This is a genomic window from Thermus caldifontis (assembly GCF_003336745.1).
GTDB lineage: Bacteria > Deinococcota > Deinococci > Deinococcales > Thermaceae > Thermus > Thermus caldifontis.
In genome coordinates this window covers 1-5,551 of record NZ_KZ851836.1, presented here as the reverse complement: position 1 = coordinate 5,551, position 5,551 = coordinate 1, and the positions used below count along the sequence as shown (strand labels likewise).

The window sequence follows — 5,551 nt, the reverse complement described above, 5'->3', positions numbered from 1 at the left end:
AACGAGATGATGCCTACCGGAGGCCCTTTCCGGGGCCCCCACCCTGGCGCAAGCCAGGGTGGGGTGGTATGACAGGAGCGCCTCCGGCCAAGGGGCATCCACGTCTTCCGCCAGCTTGGTTGGTCCACTCAAGCCCCATAGGACCCCCTGCCGGGGTCTAGACCCCGGCAGGGAAAGGCCCTTTGCGCCTAACGGGGAATGGGGTAACCTTCCGCCTCGAGGACCCTCCCCGCCACCTCCCGCCTCAGGGCCACCAGGTCCCCGGGTTCGTGCTTGGTAAGCCTGCGGGCCGCGGAGTAGACCACGCGGGCCTCATCCCCTTCCACCAGCCGGGGCAGGACGGAAAGCGCCCCCGCCTGGGCCCGGTCCAGGGCCTGGAGGAGGTAGAGCTGGGCCATGACGAGGGCGACGCCCCCAAGCCGACGGGCCCTTAAGAGGGCGCTTTCTGCCGCATAGGCATCGATCAAGATGTCCGCTACCACCCCCAGGACCTCCTGTTCCTCCTCCAGTTTGTCCCCGTACTTCTGGGCGGCCAGGCCCGCCACCATGAGGGCCAGCTTCTTGAGACCCGCCACCTGGTGAAGCTCCAGATCCTCAGGCTCCTCAAAGCTGGGCTCCAGAAGCTCCTTCTGCAGCCTCATGGCCGCCTGGAACAGGGGAAGCTGTCCCTTGATGGCCCTTCTCAGGAGCATGCCGGGAATGAGGAGGCGGTTGATCTCGTTGGTACCCTCAAAGATGCGGTTGATGCGGGCGTCGCGGTAGGCCCGTTCAATGGGGTACTCCTGGGAGTAGCCGTACCCTCCGTGGATCTGCACCCCCTCGTCCACCACGTAGTCCAGTACCTCCGAGCCCAGAACCTTGATGATGCTGGCCTCCACCGCATATTCCTCTATCCCTGCCATCACCGCCTCCGCCCCTTTCTTGCCCAGGAGAGCCTCGTCAATGAGGCCCACGGTGCGGTAAACGGCGCTTTCGGCGGCGTAGATGCGGCTGGCCATCTCCCCAAGCTTCGCCTGGATCAGGCCGAAGCTCCCGATGGCCCGGCCAAACTGGTGCCGTTCCTTAGCGTATTTGGCGGAAAGCTCCAGGGCCCTTTTGGCCCCACCCACCGCCCCTGCCCCCAGCTTGTACCGGCCCACGTTGAGGACGTTGAAGGCGATCTTGTGCCCTTTCCCAATCTCCCCCAGGACGTTTTCCACCGGTACCTTGGCGTCCTCGAGGATCACCTGCCGGGTGCTGGAGGCCTTGATGCCCATCTTCTTTTCCTCGGGGCCGAAGGAAAGCCCCGGGGTATCCCGCTCCACCAAGAAGGCGGTGAAGTGTTCCCCATCCACCTTGGCGAAGACGGTGAAGAGGTTGGCAAAGCCAGCGTTGGAGATCCACTGCTTGACCCCGTTCAGGATGTAGTACCTGCCATCCTGGGAAAGGGTGGCCCGGGTCTTGGCGGAAAGGGCATCGGAGCCCGAGCCCGGCTCCGTAAGGCAGTAGGCGGCAATCCATTCCCCACTCGCCAGCTTGGGGAGGTATTTCCGCTTCTGCTCCTCGGTGCCAAAGTAGACCAGGGGCAGGGTGCCGATGGAGGTATGGGCCCCGTAGGTAACGGAAAAGCCCCCGGTACCCGATAGCTCCTCCGCCACCACCGTGGAAATCACCTTGGGCAGGTCCAGCCCCCCGTACTCCTCGGGCACCTCAATCCCAAGAAGCCCAAGCTCCCCCGCCTTGCGCATAAGGGGCACGTTGAGGGAAAGCTCCCCGTGCTCCATGCGCTCTAGAAGGGGCAGCACCTCCCTTTCCACAAAGGTGCGGGTGGTGCGGGCGATCTCCCTCACGCTCTCGTCAAAGTCCTCGGGGGTGTAGATGCGCTCCGGAGTTTCCAAGAGCCAACCCCCACCCTTTTGCCAAAGCTTCTTTTCCTCGGTCATGGCTCCCTCCTAAGCAGGATAGACTTCAAAGACCCCAGCGGCTCCCATGCCGCCGCCAATGCACATGGTCACCAGGCCATACCCTCCGCCCCGCTTCCCCAGCTCGGCGATGAGCTGGGCGGTGAGCTTGGCCCCGGTAGCCCCCAAGGGGTGGCCCAGGGCGATGGCCCCGCCGTTCACGTTGGTCCTCTCCTCGGGCATTTCCAGGGTGCGCATCACCGCCAGCACCTGGGCGGCGAAGGCCTCGTTGAACTCAATGAGGTGAATCTGGTCCAGGGAAAGGCCCGCCCGCTTCAGGGCCTTGGGCACCGCCTTGATGGGGCCTATCCCCATCACATCGGGCTCCACCCCGGCCACGGCAAAGCTGAGGAAACGGGCTAGGGGCTTGAGCCCCAGGGCCTCCGCCCTCTCCTGGCTCATGACCACCACCGCCGCCGCCCCGTCGGAATAGGGGCTGGCATTCCCGGCGGTCACGGTGCCACCCTTTTTGAAGGCGGGCCGCAACTTGGCCAAGGCCTCCAGGGAGGTCTCGGGCCGCACGGTCTCGTCCCGCTCAAAGAGGGTTTCCTCCACCACCTTCTTGGTTCCCTGGTAGCGCACCCGGGGTACGCGGATGGGCACCACCTCGGTAAACCGGCCCTCCGCCCAGGCCTGGGCCGCCCTCTGGTGGCTACGCAACGCCCAGCGGTCCTGGTCCTCCCGGCTGATGCCAAAGCGCTCCGCCACCCTCTCGGCGGTAAAGCCCATGCCGATATAGGTGGAGTAGCCCTCCGGGGTCCACTCCGTGGGGGTGAGGTCGGGGTGCAGGCGGGTGTGGTAGCCCGACATGGGCACCTGGCTCATCATCTCCACCCCGCCGGCCAGGACGGCATCGGCCATGCCGGTCATCACCGCCTGGGCGGCCATGGCGATGGTCTGGAGGCCGCTAGAGCAAAAGCGGTTAACGGTGGCTCCCGCCACCTCCACCGGAAAGCCCGCCCTCAAAAGGGCCAGCCGGGCGATGTTCAGCCCCTGGGCCGCCTCGGGCATGGCGCAACCCCAGAGGACATCCTCCAGCTCCTTGGGATCCAAGCCCACCCGCTCCAGGGCCTGCCGCATCACCTGGGCGGATAGGTCCACGGGGTGCAGGGTGGCCAAGGCCCCATCCTTCTTGCCCCGGGCCACGGGGCTCCGCACTGCGCTTACAATCACCGCTTCCCGCATGGTTCCACCTCTTCAGTTCCTCAGGGGTTTACCCGTCTTAAGGGTGTAGGCGATCCGCTCCTGGGTCTTACGGGTCCCGAGGAGGTTCAAGAACGCCTCCCGCTCCAGGTCCAGAAGGTCCCATTCGGAAACCTCCCGCGCCGGACCATCCCCACCCGAAAGCACCTTAGCGATCTCCAAGCCGATCTTCATGTCGTGGTCGGAGATCTCACCGGCCTCCCGAAAGGCCCAGACCGCATATCGCAGGTTGCCCAAGGCCTCGCTACCCAGGACGCGAATTTGGGGAGGGAGAGGGGGGCGGTAGTCCGGGGCCAGCTCCAAGACCCGCCGCTTGGCGTCGGCGATGAGGAAGTTCCGGTTCATGCTGATCCGGTCCCTGTCCCTCAGAAAGCCCATTTTGCGGGCCTCGAGGGCACTGGTGGAGGTCTTGGCCAAGGCGATGAGGTTGAAGGCCCGCTTCACCCCCTCAAAGGGATCGGCCTCCTCGTAGGGCGCAAGCTCCTGGGTGAAACGGAGGAGCATCTCCTTGGTGCCGCCCCCCGCCGGTAGGAGCCCCACCCCCGCCTCCACCAAGCCCATGTACAGCTCGGCATGGGCCTGGACGCCATCGGCGTGCAAGGTGAACTCCGCTCCGCCGCCCAAGGTGAGGCCAAAGGGCGCCACCACCACGGGGAAAGGGCTATAGCGCAAGGACATGGAAGCCTTTTGGAACTGCCGCACCGCCAGGGAGAGCTCGTCCCAGTCCCCTTCCTGGGCCAAGGAGAGGATCAAGGCCAGGTTGGCCCCGGCGGAGAAGGCCCTAGGGTCTTCGTTGCCGATCACCAGGCCCACGTAGCCCTTCTCCTCCACGTACTCCAGGCTCTTCTGGAGCATGCGGATCACGCCCTCCCCGATGGCGTTCATCTTGGTGCGGAACTCCAAAAGGGCCACCCCGTCCCCCAGGTCCAAAAGGGCGGCTTCCTTGCTTTCCAGGAGGGTCTTGCCCTCGGACTTTAGGGCTTTCAGGGAAATAACCCCCTCCCGCCCAGGCAGGGGGTGGTAGGCCCCGTCAAAGCCCAGGTAGGTGCCGTTACGGTAGAAGCTCCCCTGGGCCTTCTTGAGGAGCTCGGGTTCGGGAAGGCCATGCTGGGCAAAAAGGTGCCTTAGCCCCTCGAGGCCCAAGGCATCCATGTTCCTAAAGGGCCCCTCCTCCCAGCCAAACCCCCACTCCAGGGCCTGGTCCACGGACACCAGGTCGTAGGCGATCTCGGGAGCCTTCTCCAGGGTATAGTGGGCAGTACGCGCGAAAAGCTCCTTCATGAAAGCCCCGTATTTACCGGGAAGCTCCAAAACCTTGGGAAGCCTCTCCGCCAAGGGCAGGTCCCGCAAGGCCCTAAGCTCGGGCAGCTCCACCTTGGCCCGGGGTGCGTACTCCAGGGTGCGGTAGTCCAGGGTGTGGATCTCCCCGTTCACCCTCTTGTAGAACCCGGCCCCCGTCTTCTCCCCAAGCCGCCCTTCCTCCACCAGGCGCAAGACCCACTCCGGCAGGGCAAAGTCCTCCCCTGTGGCCTGGGCGAGTTCCTCGGTGACCAGCTTCAGTACATCCAAACCCGTAAGGTCAGCCGTGCGGAAGGTGGCAGAGTTGGGGCGGCCCAGCAAGGGGCCCGTGAGGGCATCCACCTCGTCGATGGTAAGGCCGTGCTTCTCCATGAGGCGCACCGCCTGCACCATGCCGTACACCCCTAATCGGTTGGCGATAAAGCCCGGCGAATCCTTAGCCAGCACCGTCCCCTTCCCCAGGATGCGCTCGCCAAAACGGCGGATTTCCCCAAGCACCGCGGGGTCGGTCTCAGGGGTGGGGATCAGTTCCAGGAGGTGCAAATAGCGGGGTGGGTTAAAGAAGTGGGTGCCCAGGAAGCGACGGCGAAACCCCTCGGACCGGCCTTCAAGAAGCACCCGCATGGGGATGCCGCTGGTGTTGGAGCTGATGATGGCGGTGGGTTTCAGAATACCCTCGAGGCGTTCATAAAGGGCCCGCTTAGGCTCGGGCTTCTCAATGATGGCCTCCACCACCCAGTCGCAGTCGGCCAGCTTCCCCAAGTCGTCCTCGGTGTTGCCGATCTCCACATAGCGGGCCAAGTCCGCGTCCATAAAGGCGGCCGGCTTGGCTTTTAAGGCTCGTTCCAGCCCCCTTTTTGCCACCTCGTTCCGGTCCTCTATGCCCGGGATGTCCAAAAGGACCACCGGGATGCCGGCGCTCACCACCAAGGCAGCGATCCCGCTCCCCATGGTCCCCGCACCCACCACGCCTACCTTCTTGATCATGGTCACCTCCTTATACTCAGTCAAAGTTTAAGCCCAAGGCCTCCCTTTTGTCAAAGCTCTGTAATTGGCCACTACATTTGAGACACCTTGGGGAACCGACCCCTCCCGTATCTTAGCCAGGA

General features: G+C 64.5%; 3 protein-coding genes. All 3 read right to left on the bottom strand.

The genetic code is table 11. The features are described from left to right. Positions 1-188 precede the first annotated feature (188 nt). From DK874_RS01165 to DK874_RS01155, 3 genes are read right to left on the bottom strand one after another with little or no spacing between them, the layout of a single operon-like run. Positions 189-1,922, bottom strand: coding sequence for an acyl-CoA dehydrogenase FadE (locus tag DK874_RS01165; RefSeq protein WP_114312000.1), 1,734 nt, complete (start codon positions 1,920-1,922; stop codon positions 189-191). A 9-nt stretch (positions 1,923-1,931) separates the two neighbouring features. Beyond that, the gene (locus tag DK874_RS01160; protein WP_114311997.1) at positions 1,932-3,125 is read right to left on the bottom strand and encodes a thiolase family protein; all 1,194 of its coding nucleotides are present in this window, start codon (positions 3,123-3,125) and stop codon (positions 1,932-1,934) included. Between the two features lie 12 nt (positions 3,126-3,137). Continuing rightward, a complete protein-coding gene (locus tag DK874_RS01155) occupies positions 3,138-5,429 on the bottom strand; it encodes a 3-hydroxyacyl-CoA dehydrogenase/enoyl-CoA hydratase family protein (RefSeq protein WP_114311995.1) in 2,292 nt (763 codons plus the stop codon). Positions 5,430-5,551 lie beyond the last annotated feature (122 nt).

Excerpts from the sequence above, each read along its gene's own strand:
- DK874_RS01165 (WP_114312000.1), bottom strand. The coding sequence starts at position 1,922 with ATGACCGAGGAAAAGAAGCTTTGGCAAAAGGGTGGGGGTTGGCTCTTG.
- DK874_RS01160 (WP_114311997.1), bottom strand. The coding sequence starts at position 3,125 with ATGCGGGAAGCGGTGATTGTAAGCGCAGTGCGGAGCCCCGTGGCCCGG.
- DK874_RS01155 (WP_114311995.1), bottom strand. The coding sequence starts at position 5,429 with ATGATCAAGAAGGTAGGCGTGGTGGGTGCGGGGACCATGGGGAGCGGG.